Source organism: Rhodoferax sp. GW821-FHT07F03 (genome assembly GCF_059418745.1).
In genome coordinates this window covers 325,506-345,341 of record NZ_JBWKQM010000002.1, presented here as the reverse complement: position 1 = coordinate 345,341, position 19,836 = coordinate 325,506, and the positions used below count along the sequence as shown (strand labels likewise).

17 protein-coding genes and 1 pseudogene are annotated in these 19,836 nt (G+C 61.4%); 7 read left to right on the top strand and 11 right to left on the bottom strand.

The features are described 5' to 3' along the window. Positions 1-183: 183 nt before the first annotated feature. Positions 184-426, bottom strand: coding sequence for a hypothetical protein (locus AC07R0_RS04220; RefSeq protein ID WP_495103906.1), 243 nt, complete (start codon positions 424-426; stop codon positions 184-186). Positions 427-621: 195 nt separating this feature from the next. On the opposite strand from AC07R0_RS04220, the gene AC07R0_RS04215 reads away from it, so the two are divergent. Together AC07R0_RS04215 and AC07R0_RS04210 are read left to right on the top strand one after the other, a co-directional pair. Then, a complete protein-coding gene (locus AC07R0_RS04215) occupies positions 622-804 on the top strand; it encodes a hypothetical protein (protein ID WP_495103905.1) in 183 nt (60 codons plus the stop codon). A 207-nt stretch (positions 805-1,011) separates the two neighbouring features. Then, positions 1,012-2,160: pseudogene (locus AC07R0_RS04210) on the top strand (IS110 family RNA-guided transposase). A 683-nt stretch (positions 2,161-2,843) separates the two neighbouring features. On the opposite strand, the gene AC07R0_RS04205 reads toward AC07R0_RS04210, so the two are convergent. Continuing rightward, on the bottom strand, positions 2,844-2,975 hold the full coding sequence (locus AC07R0_RS04205; RefSeq protein WP_495103961.1) for a TMEM175 family protein: 132 nt from the start codon (positions 2,973-2,975) through the stop codon (positions 2,844-2,846). A 424-nt stretch (positions 2,976-3,399) separates the two neighbouring features. Beyond that, positions 3,400-6,756, bottom strand: a complete 3,357-nt coding sequence (locus AC07R0_RS04200; protein ID WP_495103904.1) for an EAL domain-containing protein — start codon at positions 6,754-6,756, stop codon at positions 3,400-3,402. Between the two features lie 206 nt (positions 6,757-6,962). On the opposite strand from AC07R0_RS04200, the gene AC07R0_RS04195 reads away from it, so the two are divergent. Then, positions 6,963-7,208, top strand: coding sequence for a hypothetical protein (locus AC07R0_RS04195; RefSeq protein ID WP_495103903.1), 246 nt, complete (start codon positions 6,963-6,965; stop codon positions 7,206-7,208). A gap of 173 nt (positions 7,209-7,381) precedes the next feature. Here the strand turns inward: AC07R0_RS04195 and AC07R0_RS04190 are convergent, their stop codons facing one another. The 8 genes from AC07R0_RS04190 to AC07R0_RS04155 form a co-directional block, all read right to left on the bottom strand. Beyond that, positions 7,382-8,347: a glycosyltransferase gene (locus AC07R0_RS04190; protein WP_495103902.1), complete on the bottom strand. Its 966-nt coding sequence runs from the start codon at positions 8,345-8,347 to the stop codon at positions 7,382-7,384. A 51-nt stretch (positions 8,348-8,398) separates the two neighbouring features. Next, the gene (locus AC07R0_RS04185) at positions 8,399-9,307 is read right to left on the bottom strand and encodes a glycosyltransferase (RefSeq protein ID WP_495103901.1); all 909 of its coding nucleotides are present in this window, start codon (positions 9,305-9,307) and stop codon (positions 8,399-8,401) included. A gap of 205 nt (positions 9,308-9,512) precedes the next feature. Beyond that, positions 9,513-10,253: a lysophospholipid acyltransferase family protein gene (locus AC07R0_RS04180; RefSeq protein WP_495103900.1), complete on the bottom strand. Its 741-nt coding sequence runs from the start codon at positions 10,251-10,253 to the stop codon at positions 9,513-9,515. A 190-nt stretch (positions 10,254-10,443) separates the two neighbouring features. Then, positions 10,444-11,739: a dihydroorotase gene (locus AC07R0_RS04175; RefSeq protein ID WP_495103899.1), complete on the bottom strand. Its 1,296-nt coding sequence runs from the start codon at positions 11,737-11,739 to the stop codon at positions 10,444-10,446. Positions 11,740-11,937: 198 nt separating this feature from the next. Continuing rightward, on the bottom strand, positions 11,938-12,903 hold the full coding sequence (locus tag AC07R0_RS04170) for an aspartate carbamoyltransferase catalytic subunit (protein WP_495097102.1): 966 nt from the start codon (positions 12,901-12,903) through the stop codon (positions 11,938-11,940). A 6-nt stretch (positions 12,904-12,909) separates the two neighbouring features. Further along, positions 12,910-13,398: a bifunctional pyr operon transcriptional regulator/uracil phosphoribosyltransferase PyrR gene (gene pyrR, locus AC07R0_RS04165; protein WP_495097161.1), complete on the bottom strand. Its 489-nt coding sequence runs from the start codon at positions 13,396-13,398 to the stop codon at positions 12,910-12,912. Between the two features lie 8 nt (positions 13,399-13,406). Then, positions 13,407-13,817: a Holliday junction resolvase RuvX gene (gene ruvX, locus AC07R0_RS04160; RefSeq protein WP_495103898.1), complete on the bottom strand. Its 411-nt coding sequence runs from the start codon at positions 13,815-13,817 to the stop codon at positions 13,407-13,409. Beyond that, positions 13,814-14,413, bottom strand: coding sequence for a YqgE/AlgH family protein (locus tag AC07R0_RS04155; protein ID WP_495073773.1), 600 nt, complete (start codon positions 14,411-14,413; stop codon positions 13,814-13,816). The genes ruvX and AC07R0_RS04155 overlap by 4 nt, the downstream gene beginning before the upstream one ends. A 222-nt stretch (positions 14,414-14,635) precedes the next feature. Here AC07R0_RS04155 and AC07R0_RS04150 point away from each other — a divergent pair, with 222 nt between their 5' ends. Genes AC07R0_RS04150 through AC07R0_RS04135 form a run of 4 tightly spaced genes read left to right on the top strand, consistent with a single transcriptional unit; the run spans position 14,636 to position 19,835 of the window. Continuing rightward, a complete protein-coding gene (locus tag AC07R0_RS04150) occupies positions 14,636-15,895 on the top strand; it encodes a sarcosine oxidase subunit beta family protein (RefSeq protein WP_495103897.1) in 1,260 nt (419 codons plus the stop codon). A gap of 1 nt (position 15,896) precedes the next feature. Then, the gene (locus AC07R0_RS04145; RefSeq protein WP_495073775.1) at positions 15,897-16,205 is read left to right on the top strand and encodes a sarcosine oxidase subunit delta; all 309 of its coding nucleotides are present in this window, start codon (positions 15,897-15,899) and stop codon (positions 16,203-16,205) included. After that, positions 16,202-19,198 carry a sarcosine oxidase subunit alpha family protein gene (locus AC07R0_RS04140; RefSeq protein WP_495103896.1) on the top strand — a complete coding sequence of 999 codons (2,997 nt, stop codon included), beginning with the start codon at positions 16,202-16,204 and terminating at the stop codon, positions 19,196-19,198. Before AC07R0_RS04145 ends, AC07R0_RS04140 begins: the two co-directional genes overlap by 4 nt. Next, entirely contained in the window at positions 19,191-19,835 is a 645-nt protein-coding gene (locus tag AC07R0_RS04135; RefSeq protein ID WP_495103895.1) for a sarcosine oxidase subunit gamma, read from the top strand. Before AC07R0_RS04140 ends, AC07R0_RS04135 begins: the two co-directional genes overlap by 8 nt. Position 19,836: the final 1 nt, after the last annotated feature.

Below are 19,836 nucleotides of genomic sequence, written 5' to 3'. Positions count from 1 at the left end.
AAAAGGTGAAGGTTATCTCTGGCTCATGCCCAGATTCTTTTTTTCACCGCCTGTTTTACCAAAGCCCGACTTGGGGTGACAGCGTAACGGCCTTGCCAAACAAGGCAAAAGTAAAGCCACCGGTATCGCTACGGGCGACTTGCTTGGGCCAATCTTCACCGGCAGGGGGTGGGTTATTGAACCTCACCTACCAGTCGATATCGCGAACATTGGATGCTGAGGCTCCGCCCTGCCAGCGTCAATCTTCGCCTTCATTGCATGGGCCGCACTTGCTAAACGGTTGTGGGGCTCAATCGTGCCAAACTGCGTCTCAAGATCGCGCACCACGCCCAATAGGCGGTAGTCGCAGGGCAGCATGATTGGCTTTTGCTGCGTCACCTCTGCACGGCCAGTTGCTTTCGGCCAAGGTTTTACGTTGTCACTCATAAATTCTCCAAGGTACACAACCGGCAAGGGAAGAGAACCACTGATAGAAAGTCGATTTTTGCCACATTGCAGACGCAATGATGGCGTGACGGTCCCGTGCCTTGACATACACAAGCATTAGCGTGAACTAGTTGCACGAAGGGTTATTCATTGCCATGAAGAATCGCGCCATCGCTTCATTCCTTCGGACCCATCATGCTGAAATCAATCACCATTTCTTTGTTGCTCCTAACTTCGTATGCGTTGGCGGGCTGCGGCGGCGGCGAAGATTCTGATTCCCAACTGCTTGCCGAGTTGCAACAAGCACGCACCGAAGCCCGTATGGCTTGGAGCAGTATGGAAACCATCGATAAGCAAAACCAAACATCGGCTCAGTAACTGCATAAAAATTTAGTCCCGCAACTATCAAGATCTCGTCGACGCCTACCGACAAAGGGATCGGGAATCAGGCCGGTACACGCTTACATGCTTCTGCGATCAGCGCATATAGGAATACGAAGGGACTTCTCACTTTGAGGTAACGACATCGAGTGCCAAGATTGGTGAGTTGAAGTCAATCTGCAACCTTTATATAGGAGAAGCCCCATGTCCGAGATTGCACGAATTGGCGTTGATCTGGCAAAGCGCGTCATCCAAATCCACGCCGTCGGTACTGCGGCCAAGATACTGACCAACCGCCCCCTGAGCCGTGACAAATTCATGGCCTGGTGTGCCTAGCCCTCCCCGCACTGCGTCATCGCCATGGAGGCCAGCTCCAGTGCCCATTACTGGGCACGCAAGCTGGTAGCCCTGGGGCTGGATGCCCGCATCATCGCCGCCCACCTGGTGACGCCATACCGGCTGCAAGGCAAAGGTGGCAAGAACGACGCCAATGACGTAGCCGCAATCTGCGAAGCCGCCAGCCGACCCGCAATGCACTTCGTGCCCATCAAAACCATTGCCCAACAAGGCATGCTGTGCGTACACCGACTGCGCGAGGGATTGAAGGCCGAACGCACCGCTTGCATCAACCGCATCCGCGGCCTGCTGGCCGAGTTCGGCCTGGTGTTTGCCCAAAGCCCCAAGGTCTTGCGCGAGGTGCTCAGCACTGTCATCGAAGATGCCAGCATCGAACTGGCGGGCCTGCCCCGGCTGGTGATTGAGCGGGCACAGACGCAGTGGCAAGAGCTGGATGCCCATATCCCGTGGTGTGATATACGCATCGCGGCCCGCCTCAAAGACAATCAACAAGCCCAGGCCGCCACCCAGCTTCTGGGTGTAGGGCCGGTCACGGCATCGGCGGTAGTCGCCACCGTAGGCGACTTCAAACAATTCAGAAACGAGACCCAGTTCGGTGCCTGGCTGGACCTAACACCCAAGCAAAACTCCAGCGGCGGCAAGAACAATCTGGGCTATATCACCAAGCGTGGCGATATATACCTGCACACCCTGCTGATCCAGGGTGCCAAGTTGGCGGTTATGAGGGTGCACAAGCGCGATGACCCGATCTCGAAATGGGCACACCAGTTACGCGAAAAATCTGGCTGGCAAAAGGCGGTAGTGGCGCTGGCCAACAAGAACGCGCGCATTCTGTGGGCAGTATTTATGCGCGGCAAGTCGTTTGATGCACGCCACGTCAGTGTAAAGCCTGGGCATGCTGATATCCAGCGGCTGTGCGGGGCCATTCCAACGCAGTCCAACACCCCGAACAAGACGTTGTTGCCTACCTTGCAAGACGTAAATCCGAAGATGTAGTAACAGGTCAGACCGGCAGCGGCCAAGCCCGACTAACCCTTTGTGGTGCAAACCCATTGCAGCAACCACGGGATCGGAATGGGGCACCGTTGAGCGGTTCGTATCTGGGTCCGCTTTGAAAAACCAGTGCAACAAGGTCGTCTGTAGATGTGCAGTCTGTTCCTCGTTTGCCGTCGCTTCTGTTTATGCCAGCGCAAGGAATACCGCTCTCCAGGGACGAAGAAAATGCCGCGCCGTTATTTGCTTATTTTGGAAGTCCCTGTAATGGGTTAGGCCTTGGTCTAAATTGACTCAGCAGGATAGGAAGATCGCAATCAAGGCGGTTCATGGTGCTGAGCCAGCCGTCAGTCGATCGACCCATTGGCCCGCAAAGATGAAGAACATCGGTACAGAAACGTAGCAAGCGAGGGTAAAGGTGATATAGATCGGAGCAAGCAAGATAGCGATTGCGTAAATCACAGTCGGGGCACCATGGATTGATGCGACGCGCCATCGTTGCCCAGTCAGTAGGTTGTCCGCCCGATTCACCGGGCCTGCTCCGTACAGCCAAAGTACAGTACCGAGCAGATTTGCTGTCATCAGGGTGACCCCATACAGTCGAACAGCATCTAATTCGCCATGTGTTGCTCCCACAAGCGCAGTCGGATAGGGCACGAACGTGATAACCCTTAGCAGTGCGAAATTTAGCCAGAGAGAAACGTTCGGTCCACTGTCTTGATGTAGTGCAGCATTCGATGATGCGCTACCCAATAGCTTCCAATGACGACAAAGCTCAGAGCAAAGGCCAGTATCTTCGGAATTGCGTGGACGATCATGTCGCGCGCAGACATTCCGTCTTCGCCGGGCTTATTGCCACTTGAACAACACAGCTCAGCGCAGAAAGTGAAGTTGAAAACAGTGCGGGGTCAATGGCTAGAGCCGTTTTTATTCAAGAATAAGGGCGTAAAGAACGGTAGCGCAACGGCCGCGCGCTACCTTTCAGCGGATGCGGCCTTCTGCTGACTACATCGCTACAACCAGCGGAAAAACCCAGCCCGACCACGCGACCGGGTTATGCCACTTTTTTCAGTTGTACGAGCGAAGAAAGAACCACGCCCCCGGGAATTGCGGGCGCACTACCAGCCCCCCGTGCAGGACGCAACCATGATGGTTGAGAATTTATAGAAAAACAGGCTACAGCGCAGGTGATATCGGCGCTAGAAGCTATATTTAATATAGCAAATTGATGCCACCACCGCATCAACGGGTGGGCCGGCTTTGAAAGTCCTGCACCCAGCCCGGGAACGCCTCTGCCGGCATAGGCCTGGCGATGTAGTAGCCCTGGGCAAAGTCGCAACCCAGGGCGGCCAGTTGGTCCCAGGCCGCGCGGGTTTCTATGCCTTCGGCCACGGCCTTGCGCCCCAGGTCGTGGACCAGGTCGATGGTGGAGCGGACAATGGCCGCCGAGTCCTTGCTGGTGGCCATGTCGCGCACGAAGGACTGGTCGATCTTGATGTATTCCACAGGCAGTTTCTGCAGGTAGCTGAGCGACGAGTAGCCGGTGCCAAAGTCGTCGATGTACAGCGGTATGCCGTCGTCGCGCAGGCTGTGCAGCACGCGCAGCGCAAACTCGGCGTCGTCCATCACCGCGCTTTCGGTGATCTCCAGCTCCAGCAGGCCTGCGGCCACGCTCCAGGTGGCTCTTTGCTTGCGTATGGTGTCCAGCAGGCCTTCGTCACGCAGGTTGCGGGCCGACAGGTTGACGGCGATCGGCAGCGCACAGCCCTGCTCCTGCCACACATGGTTGAGGCGTAATGCGGCGTCGATGACCCATTCGGTCAGCGGCCTGATCAAACCCGTGTGTTCAGCCAGACCGATGAATTCACCCGGCGGCACCAGGCCGCGCTCGGCATGTTTCCAGCGCACCAGGCCCTCGGCACCGCAGACCTGGCCAGTGGCCATGGCGACCTTGGGCTGCAGGTAGAGCTGCAGATCACCGCCTTCAATCGCCCGGCGCAGCTCGCCCGCCATGTTCAGCCGATGCGACTGAACCTGGTTCTGGGCCGGATCAAACACCCGGTAGGCCACGCCCTTCTTCTTGGCCTGGTGCACGGCAATGTCCATGTGCCGATAAAGGTCGTGAGGGGTCTCTCCATGCTGGGGAAACAGGGCTACGCCGGTGGTTACGGACACATCCAGCATGATGTCGGCAATCGGAAATGGCCGCGACAGCATCGCCGCCAAGCGCTGAACCATGGCGTTAGTGGCCTGCGCATCGCTATGGGGTAGCAACATGGCAAATTCATCTCCACGCAGCCTGGCGACTACGGCCGGCGCAGGGGCTGCCATCTGCAGCCGGGCGCCAAACTCGCGCAACATAGCGTCGCCCTGGTCGAAGCCCAGCGTGTCGTTGATTTCACTCAAGCGTTCGATGTTGGTCTGCATCACGGCAAAAGGCTGGTTGAGCCGCGCACTGGCTTCGATGGCGGCCTCCAGTTGCTCGGTGAACTGCAGCTGATTCGGCAAACCGGTCAAGGTGTCGAATCGGGTCAGGTGGCGCATGGCCGCCTGAACTGCGTGCTGTTCAACGGCCGCGCGCAAATTGCTGATACCAAAGGCCAAATCGTCGGCCAGCTCACTCAACAAGGTGAGCTCGTTCGGGCCAAAGGTATCGGGTTCCATCGCAAAAATTGCCAACGCGCCCAGGGTTTTGCCATGCACCGTCAAAGGACATGCTATGCAGGTCGTGCTGCCATACAAATGCTCAAGCCATGGCGCACAGCGCGGATCGGCTTGCATGTTCCCGACCACCTGCGTCGTGCCGGTACGGATGGCGGTTGCAATCACACCACGCCCGTGCTCGTTGTCCGCCCAGGTCACCTTCAAAGTCTGTAACGCGGCAAGGCCGGCGGGATAGCCACGTTCGGCCATGGGCGACATGGATTGTTCGGAGTCGTCACGGGAGTACCAGACGGTCGCCATCTGGTAGCCACCCGCGTCCACAATCGCCTGGCACATATGGTCCAGCAGTTGCTGTTCATGGCTGGCCCGCAACATGGCACGGTTACCCGCACTCAAGGTTTTCAATGCGCGGCTGACCTGCTCCAGTTCGTGCACACGTAGCGCCAGCTCGGTATTGAGCGCCTGGATTTTCTCGCTGGCCAATTTGCGCTCGGTAATGTCCGCGCCCAGCACGTAGTAGCCCAGCACAGCATCCTGCGCATCAAACTTAGGGACATATTGGATGGCCTGCCAGATGCCTGGAAAAGGTTGCCAGTCATAGCTCTGCGCTTGCCCCTGCAAAGCCTGGTCAACCAAAGGCGCAGCGATCGCATAGCGCGTATCTCCCAGCACCTCCCGCACCGTAAGACCGCCAATATCGGGTAGCCCGGGGGCAAAGCGCTGCTGGTACTGGCTGTTGGCGTAGACATAGCGCTGCTGCGCATCCACGTAGGCAATCAAAGCGGGTACGTTGTTGATGACGCTGCGCAGATGGTCTTCGCTCTCACGCAACTGCTCCGTGCGTTCCCACACGCGCTGCTCCAACAATTCATTTTGGCTGCGGATCACCCGCTGGGCCTGGCGCGCCAGCGTTTCGTCCCGAAACACCAGTACGACACCGTGTATCCGACCTGCACTGTCACGGATGGGGGCCGCGCTGTCCGCGATCGGACACTCGCGGCCATCGCGGGCCAGCAACAGCGTGTGGTTGGCCAGCTCTTGCACTTCGCCGGTAGCCAGCACCTGCGCCACCGGCACCTCGGCAGGCCGGCGTGTTTGCTCATGGACGATGCGAAACACCGCATCCACCGGTAGGCCCAGGGCTTCAGCTTGCTGCCAGCCCGTCAGCTGCTCTGCCACCGGGTTCATGCGGGTGATGCGGCCATGGGTATCGGTTGCCAGCACGCCATCCCCAATGGAATGCAAGGTGGTCGCCAGATCTTCTTCACTGTCAGCCAGGGCCCTCCGACTGGCGTCGGTCTTGCGTAGTTGACGGCTGATCAAGACATAGGTGGCCGCCAACAGCGCGCACAAGCTACATGCCACCAGCAAGCCCATGCCCAACAGGTTATTGCGCGTGCGTTGTTGATCGGCATACCGTTGCTCCAGCAAGCGCAGCTCTTCCGCCTCCATGCCCTGCAGCAGCCGGTACACGCGCTCGCGTGTTTCCTTCAACGGCGATAGGGCAACAAATGCGTTGGCGGCACCCACACCCTGCGTCTTGCGCAGTAGCTCGACCTGGCGCGCAATGGCCATGCGCTGGTCTACCACGGCACGCAGCTGCACCCACCGCTCTTGCTGGCCTGCATTTTTCTCCGTGAGTTGTTGAATACGGCGCAGAACAGCTTCGCGCGAGGCCATCGCCATATTGCGCTCAGCCAGTTGGGCGGCATCGCCCGTGATCCGGTAGCTCTGGGTCACCAGCTCAATCTGCAGCGTGTCGCCCCGGGCGCGGGACAGGCTGTTGAGAACCTCGTGGGTGTGCTCGACCCATAGCGCCGCAGCATTCGCATCGCTGGCCACCTTCCAGGTCGTGGCGGCTAGCATGCACACCACCAGCATCGCGGCGGCAAATGCTCCCAGCACCTTCACCTCAAAACCAGAGCGACGTTTCACAGAACTCCTCCAGCTTTGTGTATAGCCAACGTTTGCATTCTGCCACCCACCGGAAACGATTTCGGCATGCCTTAGTGACGGCCCAAACAGTCTGCCGACAGACGCGAAAACCGCTGAAAATCTTTACAACCCGACATATCTCCACTACATGGCAGTGCAGCATGCCCTACTACACTGCGGCCTTAGCTTCACCCTGAAAGGCCCGCATGTCCATCAGCGCCACGTCGTCCGCAGGTTCCACGCCGCTACCCTCCACAAGCAGCAGCACCAAAACCACCGCACCGGCCAAAACCGATGCCAGCAGCACCACTGCAGCCACACCCGAAGTCAAAAAAGACAGCACCAGTGCTTCCAGCACCCAGGACGCGCACTTCAATGTGCAAATGCCGGCACAGCCTGTTTCCAACGGCCTTGGGCAGACCATAGGCCAGCATTTGAACCTGCGCGCCTGAGCCCCTACTCCATTTTGATGATAAATGGCTGTAGCGCTTATTAACATTGCGCATGCCGCTACTTTAAATATAGCAACTGCACTTTAGAGGAAACGGGGAGTACGGCACGCGGGTCTGCCGCTGCACACGCCAAGTTGCGGACACTGGCATGCCTACGCAGTGGCTAGAACGGGCTAGAACGACTTGGGAGGAGCAAGATTTTGCGGTGCCTGCACGCCCAAACCCCAGTGGGTTTGCAACAGCCCACGGAGAACAAAGGTCTTGGCCAACTGGAAGTTCAAGGGGTCCAGCTTCCAGGCTTCCCATAGGAATAGCTTGGCCTTTTTCAGGTCACGCAATATCTCTGCATAGTGGTAGCCGACCTTGAAAGTGGCGTCAGCCAATTGGGCACGGTTGTCGGCATTCGCACGCCATGGCTCGCGTTTCAAATAGAAGTGCTGAATTTCCAGCGACTCTTTGTCTACCGTAAGCCGGTTGCTGGCCCCCGACATGGTGTGGGGCGAATCATAAAAAAGCCCCAAGGGCTCAGGCACATGGATGAAGGAATGGGTTTGTGCAATCCGCATCCAGAACTCGTAGTCCGCAGCAATACGGTACTTCTCGCTGAATAAACCGTGCTCCGCGTGCACGCTTTTACGCCACATGGGTTGAGAACCGGTCATGCAGCCCAGCAGCATGACCTCATGGGAGAACACGGGGTAATTCTTTTGCCGCGTTTTGCGCGCCCAGCAGCTCTCAAAAGTTTCGTTTTCTATGTCGCTGGTGATCTGGTCGTGGTAGGCCAGCACAAACTCTGGGGCTGCATCCAGCACGCGCGCCAGCGTCTCGAAGGACTGGGGATGGTGCCGGTCATCGGTGTTGGCGTTGGTGATGTAGCGGCCACGGGCCAGGCCGATGGCACGGTTCCAGGCGGTATACAGCCCCTCACGCTGCTCGGTACGCAGATAGACGATGTTCGCGTAGCGGTGCTGGAACTCCCGAACGATAGCGCCCTCGTTCTGCTGAGAGCAGCTGTCTATGACGATGATTTCCATGCGGTCGGCCAGTGTTTGGCGCTCCAGGTCCTCCAGGCAGGCACGCATGAAGCGCTCCGCGTTGTAGGTGGAGACGATCGCTGAAACCAGAATCTCTTTTTCCATGGCTAGATTTACTGTGCAAATAATGGGCCAACCCGTCCAGCGGCCCGTGCTTTAACCCAAGCCCGCGATATAGCGCAGGGCATAGGTTTTCAAATAGCGCCAATTCGTCGGGTCCAGCCGTATCGCCTCTCGGATGAAAGGCTTGGCGGCTTGCATGTCGCGGTCGTGCTCGATGTGCTGGTAGCCGCGGCCGAACAGTTCGGCCGCCAGGCGTGTGCGGATGCCCGGCAAAGTCTGCCACGGGGCCTGGCGCATGCAGCGCAGCTGGATGTCCAGGATTTCCTGGTTCATCGGCAGGCGGCTATTGCGCCCGGATATGGTGTTGGGCGAGTCATACAGCACGCCCAAAGGGCCTGGCACCTTCAGCAAGGGGTATTTGGCCGCGAACCGCAGCCACATGTCGTAGTCCGCGGCAATACGGTAGCGGGTATCGAAATCGCCCAGCTCCGCATGCAGCGATTTGCGCCACACGGGCTGTGACCCGGTGATGCAGCGCAGCATCAGGTCTTGCGGGGTGTAGTCGGGCCAATGGCGCAGCTTGGCTCCACGGCGGTCGCAGTCGGCGAAAGTTTCGTTTTCCGTATGGCTGATCAATTGGTCTGCGTAGGTCAGCGCCACCTCGGGGTGCTGGTCCAAAGCGGTCACCATGGCCTGCATGAAGTCCTGGCGGTGGCGGTCGTCGGTATTGGCATTGGTCAGGTACTTGCCGCGCGCCAGGGGGATGGCCCGGTTCCAGGCGACATACAAGGGCTCGCGCTCGGTGCGGATCAGCTGGATCTGCGGATATTGGCGTGCGAACTCCGCGCAGATTGCACTTTCGCCCTGCGGGGAGCCGCTATCAATGACCAGCACCTCCATTTCACTGAACAAGGTCTGCGCGACCAGATCCTCTAGGCAGCCGCGTATGAAGCGCTCTGCACTGTAGGTGGAAACAATCGCCGTGATGAGGGGAAGTGCCATGTCCAAGCAAGGTGAAGTGCGCGGACGCACCACGCAGGTATAGATTTGTAACCGTTTGCCGACGATTATTTGCGAAGCAAGTCGCATTTCGGTGGCGGCAAACAGACAAAAGTCATACTAATAGTACGATTTATGCCTTTTGCTCCACAGGATTGGGCACGCCCACGCGCTTCTACGCGCTATAGGGCGGGCGCTTGGCGCCCAGCTAGCGGAATTGGTGTAACTGCTCCACCGCCTGCTGCAGGTCACGGGACCAGGTACGGCGGTCCCGGCCGTCCGCACGCTGGGGCTGGCCATAGGCGACCTCGGCGACGATGTTGTTGGCGCTGAGAGTGCGCCAGAGCGAGCCAAACAAGGTGTCGTCACCTGCAAAGCGCGGGCCATCGTGTGGCGCGCCGGTATGTGCGTCGACAAAGCGCAGCGCCATCGGCAGCACCGGCACCTGCGAGGAAATCGCCGCCTGGAACAAGTTGGCGTGGAAGGGCAGCACGCCGCGCCCGTCGCTGGTGGTGCCCTCGGGGAACACCGCCACCACTTCACCGGCCTGCAGATGCTCGGCCATGTGGTGCACCACGCGCATGGCGTCGCGGCGCTTGGCCCGTTCGATGTACAGCGTGCCCACGCCCGTGGCCAGCGTGCCGACCAGGGGCCAGTGCTTGATTTCAGACTTGGAAACAAACCGGCAGTAGCCCGCAGCGTGCACCACCGCAATATCCAGCCAGGAGATATGGTTGGACACCAGCAGCAGCGGCCCCTGGGCCGGCATGCTACCCCGCACCCGCAGCGTGATGCCCAGCACCACCAGCACCTGTTTGGACCAGACCTCTACCTCACGTTGCTGGGTCGCCGCGTCCATGTGCGGGAAATGCCGGCGGATAGTCCACCAGCCCTTGAGCACATGCAAAAGCAAGCCCAGCACTTTGGCCAGAACGCGAAAAATATGCATACAACCCGATCCAAGCTAGGCGCTGATTCCATTTCCAGATCGATACGAGATTAGGCGCGAAGCCGCAGACAGTGGTTTACCACGGCAAGGCGAAGCAACGACATATTCGGATTGACCTGGAAATGGAATGAGATATTCAAGTAAAAAGTGCCGCTGGCGCTGAAGATACCTGCGCTAGCAGCTACTATTTTTATAGTGAATCGAATGCCACGTGGCCGGCTACAACGGCACAGCGCACACGGCCCGGCAGCTCATAGCCCGAAAAGGGTGTGTGCTTGCCCTGGCTGCGCAGGCTGTCGGCAGCCACCGCCCAGCTGGCCGTGGGGTCGAACACGCAAAGGTCGGCCACGCCGCCCTCCACCAGCTGACCGAGGCTGGCTTGCAAGGTGCCTAGGCTGCTGCCCAGCACAGCGGCGGGCGCGCAGGTGACTGCGGCCAGCGCGCGCTGCAGCGGTACGCCGTCGTCCTGGCTCCATTTCAGCGCCAGGCTCAGCAGCAGCTCCAGGCCGGTGGCGCCGGGTTCGGCTTCGGCGAACGGCAAGGCCTTGGCATCGGCTTCGACCGGCGTGTGGTCGGACACCAGGGCGTCGATGGTGCCGTCGGCCAAGGCTGCGCGCAGGGCTTCACGGTCGCGTTGCTGGCGCAGCGGCGGGCTCAGGCGGGCCCGGCTGTCGAAGTAACCGATGTCTGTATCCGTGAGGTGCAGCGAGTTGATGCTCACATCGCAGGTCACGCGCAGACCGTCCTTTTTGGCCTGGCGCACCAGGGCGATGCCGGCGGCGCTGCTGATACGGCAGAGGTGCACGCGGGCGCCGGTGGTTTTCATCAATTCAAAAATGGTGTGCAGCGCGATGGTTTCGGCGGACACAGGCACGCCGCTCAAGCCCATACGCGTAGCCAGCGCACCGCTGGCGGCCACGCCCTTGCCCAGGTGCAGCTCTTGCGGGCGCAGCCAGACGGCGTAATCAAAGGTGGCGGCATATTGCAGCGCGCGCTGCAGCACCTGGGTGTTGCCCAATGGCACCTCGGCCTGGCCGAAGCCGATACAGCCCGCGCCGGTGAGCTCGACCATCTCGGTCAGCACCTCGCCCTGCAGGCCGCGGGTCAGCGCGCCCAGCGGGAACAGCCGCGCCTGGTGGTTCTTTTTGGCGCGGAACTTCAGCATCTGCACCAGGCCGGGCTCGTCCAGCACCGGGTCGGTATCGGGTGGGCAGACCAGGCTGGTCACGCCACCGGCAGCTGCCGCGGCCATTTCGCTTTCCATCATGCCTTCGTGCTCGTAGCCTGGCTCGCGCAGACGGGCGCACAGGTCGACCAGGCCGGGTAGCACGATGCAGTCACTGGCGTCGACCACGCGGTCGGGCTGGAAGTCGGGCACGTCGCGGCCGATGGCGATGATGCGGCCCGTAGCGATGGCGATGGAGCCGGTGGTGTCCAGCCCGCTGGCCGGGTCGATGATGCGGCCGTGTTGGATCAGGGTCTTCATATTTTTAAACCAAATAGGGCTCTAGCGCAGGTAGTACCTGCGCTAGAAGCTATCAAATAAATAGCACACACAATAGACATCGACGGCGCTCCGTTCGTGAAACACCGCAGAACCGGCTCCGTCGGGCTGCTGGTGTTGCCCCCAGCAAGGGGGTTGGCGAAAGATGCGCAGCACTGAAGCCTGGGGGTGTGCCACAAGCTACGCCTCATTCCCGGCGACGATGCCCATCACGGCCATGCGCACAGCAATGCCGAAGGTCACCTGCGGCAGGATCACGCTCTGCTTGCCGTCGACCACGGCGGAGTCGATCTCCACGCCGCGGTTGATCGGGCCCGGGTGCATGACGATGGCGTCGGGCTTGGCCAGGGCCAGCTTTTCGGGGGTCAGGCCGAAGCTGCGGAAGAACTCCTGGCTGGACGGCAGCAGCGCGCCGCTCATACGCTCGTTCTGCAGGCGCAGCATGATGACCACGTCGCAGTCCTTGATGCCCTCTTCCAGCGTGTGGCAGACGCGCACACCCATCTGCGCCATGTCGCTGGGCACCAGGGTCTTGGGGCCGACCACGCGGACTTCGGCGCAGCCCAGCGTCGTCAGCGCATGGATGTCGGAGCGCGCCACCCGCGAGTGCAGCACGTCGCCGACGATGGCCACGGTGAGATTGCTGAAGTCTTTTTTGTAGTGCCGGATGGTGTACATGTCCAGCAGGCCCTGCGTGGGGTGCGCGTGGCGGCCGTCGCCGGCATTCACCACATGCACATGCGGCGCGACGTGCTGGGCAATCAGGTAGGGCGCGCCGGACTCGCTGTGGCGCACCACGAAGATGTCGGCGGCCATGGCACTGAGGTTGGCAATCGTGTCCAGCAGCGACTCGCCCTTGGCGGCGCTGGAGCGGGCAATGTCGAGGTTAATCACGTCGGCGCTGAGGCGGGTGGCGGCGATCTCGAAGGTGGTGCGGGTGCGGGTGCTGTTCTCGAAGAACAGGTTGAACACGCTCTTGCCACGCAGCAGCGGCACCTTCTTGACTTCACGGTCGTTGACGCTAACGAAGTTGGCGGCGGTATCCAGGATCTGCGTCAGGATGTCCTTGGGCAGGCCTTCGGTGGACAGCAGGTGAATCAGCTCGCCGTGCTTGTTGAGTTGGGGGTTGTTTCGTTTGTAAAGCATAGGGTGTCAGCCTTCGACGTTGAAGCTGAAAGCGCCAGAGTCCTTGCGCGCCAGTTCGAGCTTCTGGGTAGCAGGCAGGGCCACGCGGGCAGCGGCAAAGTCGGGGTGGATCGGCAGCTCACGGCCCCCGCGGTCCACCAGCACCGCCAGCTTGACGGCGGCCGGGCGGCCAAAATCGAACAGTTCGTTGACCACGGCGCGGATGGTGCGGCCGGTGTAGAGCACGTCGTCCAGCAAGATGATGTCGGCACCATTCACGTCAAAAGCCAGCGCGGTCTGCCCGCCGCCGCCCGAGACCATGCCGCGCTTGGAAAAATCGTCACGGTGCATGGCGCTGGAGATCACGCCTGGCTTGCCCGGTAGTTGCAGGTCGGCCTGCAGGCGCTCGGCCAGCCAGGCGCCGCCGGAGGTGATGCCGACCAGGCGGGTGTCGGGTTTGAGCAAGGCCTTTACGCCCCGCAACAGCTCGAGGTACAGCGCCTCGGCATCCAGCATGAGTGTGCTCACGGAATACTCCTCAAAAATTGTTCCAGGATGATGCAGGCGGCGGCGGCATCGGCGTCTTTGGCGCCCATCTCCAGCGCTTCTGTAGTGCTATAGCGCTCATCTACCTCGAAAACCGGCAAGTTGAAGCGACCGCGCAGCTGCCGGGCGAACTTCTGGGCACGCCGGGTGTTGTCGTGCGCAGCGCCGTCCGGGTGGAAGGGCACGCCGACCACGATGGCGTCGGGCTGCCATTCCTTGACGCGGGCGGCGATGGGGATAAAGCGAGCATCGCCTTCGGCGTTGATCGTGCCCTGCGGCGTTGCGGTGCGGGTGAAACGGTTACCGACTGCGACGCCGGTGCGCTTTTGGCCGTAGTCAAAAGCCAGGAAGGATTGCAAATTGGCGGGAACGGCTACCGGCTCGGTCATGCATGCCCTGCTTCGGGGGACAGCATCCAGGCCTGCAGACCCAGCAACATCAAAGCCTTGTCGTAGCGCTGCTCGACCGGGGTGTCGAAGATCACTGACAGATCGGCTTCCACCGTCAACCAGCTGTTTTCACCCAGCTCGGCCTCCAGCTGGCCCTCACCCCAGGCGGAATAGCCCAAGGACACCAGCACACGGCGTGGGCCGGCACCGGTAGACAGGGCTTCGAGTACGTCCTTGGAGGTGGTCATCTCCAGCCCGCCGGGAATGGCCATGGTGGAGGCGTAAACCGACTCGGTAGGGTCCACATCGTCGGCGACAAAGGCCTCGTGCAGCACAAAGCCGCGCTCGGTCTGCACCGGGCCGCCCTGGAATACGGGGCTGTCGCTCAGATCAGCGCGGCGCAGCGGCAGCTCGACCTTGTCAAACAGGGCTTGAAGGCTGATATCGCTGGGTTTATTGATCACCAGGCCCATCGCGCCGCGCGGGCTGTGCTCACACAGGTAGACCACGCTCTTGGCGAAGGCATCGTCCTCCAGCCCGGGCATGGCAATCAGGAAGTGATGCGTCAAATTCATGGGGGATGCATCAGGGGTCATGCTGCCATTTTAAAACAGCACGCATGCCCCTCCACGAGGCGCCATGCCCCTATCCAGGGATGTTATGGAACCAGCTTTTTGGGGCCCTAGGGTTTGCCCCTGCCTGTAGTCAATTCCCGCCGCATGTCGATTTTGAACAAGTGCACGTCCGCACGGCGCAAGGTGGCACACAGGTGACATCGAACAATAGGTGCAGATTCATTGGACCCCCACGAGAAACCCATGCGCGGCCAAAACTACTCACTCTGGAGCCTGCTCAAGCACGGCTTTAAAAACCACCAAACCTGGGAACCGGCCTGGGAACGGGTGGCCCTGAAACCTTCTTACGACGTGGTGATCGTCGGTGGTGGCGGGCACGGCCTGGCCACCGCCTACTACCTGGCCAAGAACCACCCCGAGGTCGGCAAGATCGCGGTACTGGAAAAAGGCTATCTGGGCGGTGGCAACACCGCGCGCAACACCACCATCGTCCGCTCCAACTACCTGTGGGACGAATCCGCAGCCATCTACGAGCATTCGCTGAAGCTGTGGGAAGGCCTGACCGAGGACCTGAACTTCAACGTCATGTTCAGCCAACGCGGCGTGTTCAACCTGGGGCACAACCTGCAGGACATGCGCGACATCGAGCGCCGGGTCAACGCCAACGCGCTGCAAGGCATCGACGCCCACGTGCTAAACGCCCAGGAAGTCAAAGAAAAGATCCCCCAGCTGGACTGCAGCCGCAGCCGTCGCTACCCGGTGTTGGGCGCCAGCTGGCAGCCGCGCGCCGGCATCGCCCACCACGACGCTGTGGCCCGTGGCTTTGCCCGCGCCGCCAGCCGTCTGGGCGTGGACTTAATCGAGGGTTGCGAAGTCACCGGCATGGACATCCAGGGTGGCAAGATCCGCGGCCTGCAAACCAACCTGGGCGCGATCAAGACCGACCGAGTGGGATGCGTGGCCGCCGGCCACTCCTCGGTGCTGGCTAAGATGGCCGGCCTGCGCATGCCGCTGGAAAGCCACCCGCTGCAGGCTTTTGTGTCGGAATCCATGCAGCGCGTGATCGACACCGTAATCATGTCCAACGCGGTACACGGCTACCTCAGCCAGTCCGACAAGGGCGAGCTGGTGATCGGCGCCGGCATCGACAGCTACCTGGGCTATGGCCAGCGCGGCAGCCCGCATGTGATCGAACACACGGCCGCCGCCATCATCGAACTGTTTCCGCAGTTCTCCCGCGTGCGCATGAACCGCCAATGGGGCGGCATTGTGGACGTGACGCCCGACGCCTGCCCGATCATCTCCAAGACCGCGGTGCAAGGCCTGTTCTTCAACTGCGGCTGGGGAACCGGTGGCTTCAAGGCCACGCCGGGCTCCGGCCATGTGTTTGCCGACATGCTGGCCCAGGGCGAGCCCGGCCCGCTGTCCAAGGCTTTCTCCGTAGACCGTTTCCTCACCGGCCATTTAATCGACGAACACGGCGCCGCTGGCGTCGCACACTGATATGTTTTTACTGCACTGCCCCCATTGCGGCGAAACGCGGGACGAAGAAGAGTTCAGCAACGCCGGTGAAGCCTATATCCCCCGCCCAGCCCAGCCCGAAGCCGTGGACGATGCCGTCTGGGGTGACTATGTTTTCTTCCGCAAGAACACCAAGGGCTGGTTCTGGGAACAGTGGCAGCACACAGCCGCCTGCCGCAAGGTGTTTGCCGTAAAACGCAACACCGCCACCTACGAGATCGCCGGTACCTGGACCCTGGCCGAAGGCAAAGCGCTGTTCCTGGCAGACATGGCCAAGGAGCACGCAGCATGAGCGGCACCCGAGTCCCCCAAACCGGCACGCGCATCGACACGACGCGCACCATTAAATTCACTTTTGACGGCCGCGACTACACCGGCCACCCCGGCGACACGCTGGCCTCCGCCCTGCTGGCCCATGGCGTTCGTCGCATGGCACGTAGCTTCAAATACGGCCGTCCGCGCGGCATCATCGGCGCCGGCGCAGAAGAACCCAATGCGCTGGTGCAGCTAGGCGTAGGCTCGCTGACCACGCCCAACGTCAAAGCCACCCAGGCCGAGCTGTATGACGGCCTTAGCGCCAGCTCTACCTCAGGTTGGCCTTCGCTGGACTTCGACCTGAAGTCGGTGCTGGGCCAGGGCTCACGCTTCATGCCCGCGGGCTTCTACAGCAAGACCTTCAAGTGGCCGCAAAAGCTGTGGCCCCTGTATGAAACCGTGATCCGCAAGTTCGCCGGTTTTGGCGACGCGCCCACCGAGCCCGATCCCGAGCACTACGACCACCTGCACCACCACGTGGACGTACTGGTGGTGGGCGGCGGTGCCTGCGGCCTGCTGGCCGCGCTGCAAGCCGGTCAAGCCGGTCTGAAGACCGTGCTGCTGGACGAGCAAAGTGAAATGGGTGGCTGGCTGCTGTCCGACCCGACTGCACAGATTGACGGCCGCAGCAGCGATGCCTACATCCGCGCCGTGTTGGCAGCTCTGCATGACATGCCCCACGTCACCGTGCTGCCCCGCACTACTGCATTCGGCATGTACGAACAAAACCTGGTGCAAGCCGTGGAACTGGTGCAAGACCATATCGCCCCGGAACAGCGCCAGGCCCATCTGCCACGCCACCGCCTGCATAAGATCCGCGCCCACCACGTGGTGCTGGCCACGGGTGCCATCGAGCGGCCCCTGGTGTTCGGCAACAACGACCTACCCGGCGTGATGACCGTGTCCGCAGGCCAGACCTTTCTGCAGCGCTACGGCGTGCGCGTCGGCCAGCGGATTGTTATCTGCGGCACCAGTGACCTGATCCACGACTGCGCGGAAGGCCTGGCCAAGGCTGGCGCCAACGTCACGGTAGCTGATGTGCGCCACGGCGCTGTAGCCCGCAACAGTAGCTACAAAGTGATGGCCGGCCACGGGATTGCCGAAGTCACCGGCGGCAGCGAAGTCAAGGGCGTGCGCCTGGTGCCACTGCACGCCACGCGGGACGAAGTCGCCGGCAACGGCACCTCCATCGCCTGCGACGTGGTGCTGAGCTCGGGCGGCCTGTCGCCCACCGTGCATTTGTTCTGCCATGACGGCAGCCGCCCCACCTGGGACGAGGCGGTAGCCGCCTTCGTCGCGCCGAGCCAGGGCCGTAAAGGCGTGGCCTGCGTCGGCTCGGTGACCGGTGCGTTTGAACTCTCTGCCGCGCTGGCACAAACCACGCAAGCCATGCAACAGGTACTGGCCCACTGCGGCAAGCCCCAGGGTCTGCAGGTGCCCACCTGCAGCCAAGCCAAACGCATGCCGGCCCGCCCCATGTTCCGCCTGCCCGATGGCAAGCAGGAAGGCGCTGGCGCCAAAGCCTTTGTGGACTACCAAAACGACGTCAGCGCTGCCGACATCGAGCTGGCCGTACGTGAAAACTACCACTCAATCGAGCATGTGAAGCGCTACACCGCGCTGGGCTTTGGCACCGACCAGGGCAAGCTGTCGAACGTGAACGGCTTCGTCATCACCGCCCGCGCCCTGAAGCGCCCGGTGAATGAAGTCGGCACCACCACCTACCGCCCGGCCTACACCCCGGTCAGTCTGGGTGCGCTGGCCGGCACCATGACCGAAGAGTGCTTTGACCCGAGCCGCTACACCGCCATCCACGCGTCCCACGTGGCACGCGGTGCCGCGCTGGAGCCGGTCGGCCAATGGCTGCGCCCCTGGTACTTTGCCAAGCCCGGCGAAGACCTGCACGCCGCGGTGAACCGCGAATGTCTGGCGGCCCGCAATGGCGTGGCGGTGATGGACGCATCCACCCTGGGCAAGATCCAGATCGACGGCCCGGATGCTCGAGAGTTCCTGAACCGCATCTACTCCAATGCCTGGACCCAACTGGCCGTCGGCAAATGCCGCTACGGCCTGATGCTGGACGAAAACGGCATGGTGATGGACGACGGCGTAACGGCTTGCATCGAACAAAACCAGTTCTACATGACCACCACCACCGGCGGTGCCGCGCGTGTGCTGAACTGGCTGGAGCGCTGGCACCAGACCGAATGGCCAGAGCTGAAAGTGTGGATGACCTCGGTGACCGACCACTGGTCCACCATCGCCCTGGTTGGCCCCAAAGCCCGCGCCGTGCTAGCCAAGCTGTGCTCGGACATCGACCTGTCGGCCGAGAACTTCAAGTTCATGGACTGGCGTCCTGGCACGGTGCACGGCCTGCCGGCCCGCGTGTTCCGCGTCAGCTTCTCGGGTGAGTTGTCCTACGAAATCAACGTCGAGTCCGGTTACGGCCATGCCCTGTGGGAGGCTGTGATGGCCGCCGGTGCCGAGTTCGACATCACCCCTTACGGCACAGAGACCATGCACGTGCTGCGCGCCGAAAAGGGCTTCATCATCGTCGGCCAGGACACCGACGGCTCGATGAGCCCGCTGGATCTGGACATGGCCTGGGCCGTCGGCATGAAGAAGCCCTTCAGCTTCCTCGGCAAGCGCTCACTGGCCCGCAGCGACACGGCCCGCGAAGGCCGCAAGCAACTGGTCGGTCTGCTGCCCGAAGACCCTACCACTGTATTGATCGAAGGCGCGCAAATCATGGAAAGCGCCACGGTTGCCAACAGCAACCAGATGCTAGGCCATGTGACCTCCAGCTACCACAGCGCCTTCCTGGGCCGTTCGATTGCCATGGCGGTCGTGATGGGTGGACTGCAACGCAAGGACCAGACCCTGTACGTGCATGCGCATGGCAAGGTCACGCCGGTCAAGGTCAGCAGCAGCGTGTTTGTGGATGTGAAAGGTGATCGTCAAAATGTCTAAGGTTCTGTTGGAATCTCCGCTGCACGCCTTTGGCCTGTCGGCCCGTGTGCAAACCCCGAGCAGCAGCGAACGCATCGTGCTGGCCGAACTGCCCCACATGGGCTATTTGGTGCTGCGCGGCAAACCCGATGACGCCGCCTTCATGCAGACCGTAGCCGGTGTGCTGGGCCAGACGCTACCGACCCAGCCCATGACCGTGCTGAGCACCGATGCAGGCGCTGTGCTCTGGGTATCGCCCGACGAATGGCTGCTGGTGTGTAAGCGCTCGCGCCGCGACAGCCTGCTGGCCGCACTGACCAGCGCAGTGCAAGGCCTGTTCGCGCAAATCGTGGACAACAGCGGTGGCCTGACCTCCATGCGCCTGGCCGGCCCCGACCACATCCAATTGCTACGCCAGCTCGGCCCGTATGACTATGAGAGTCTGGCCGTGGGCCGCTGTGCCAGCACTGTGGTGTCCAAGACCGGACTGACTGTGATGCGCACCGACACCACTGGCGTGGTGCTGTTGTTCCGCCGCAGCTTTGCCGACTACACCTGGCGCCTGCTGGAGCGCACGGCACGATCGTACCGGCCATGCATCACCAGCCCGGCGCAATGCGCCGACCCCGTGTTCACACCCTTGTTTGAAACCGTTTGAA